The 309-nt window shown below is 43.7% G+C and carries 2 tRNA genes; both read left to right on the top strand.

The annotated features are described in order from the left end of the window. The first annotated feature begins 95 nt into the window (after window positions 1-95). A tRNA-Thr gene (locus ACNA6I_RS23080) sits at window positions 96-171 on the top strand. Window positions 172-229: 58 nt separating this feature from the next. Further along, window positions 230-305 (top strand) — tRNA-Lys (locus ACNA6I_RS23085). The last annotated feature ends 4 nt before the right edge of the window (window positions 306-309 follow it).

The following is a 309-nucleotide window of genomic DNA, read 5'->3' on the forward strand; positions in this document are numbered from 1 at the left end:
GCGAAGCGCAAGCGGAGTGAAAATAACTTACCATAAAAGCTCTTTTCCTTTTCGTTGCAACTAAGGCGAATTGGCAAGAATACACTATACACCTTGCCGGTGTAGCTCAACTGGTAGAGCAACTGACTTGTAATCAGTAGGTTGGGGGTTCAAGTCCTCTTGCCGGCACCACTTTTTTTATGTTTATTTGTATTTTCTTTGGGGCATAACCCCATAAGAAGATCAGCACGAGCCATTAGCTCAGTTGGTAGAGCATCTGACTTTTAATCAGAGGGTCGAAGGTTCGAATCCTTCATGGCTCACCATTTT

The organism is Rossellomorea sp. FS2 (assembly GCF_047915635.1).
Lineage (GTDB): Bacteria > Bacillota > Bacilli > Bacillales > Bacillaceae_B > Rossellomorea > Rossellomorea marisflavi_A.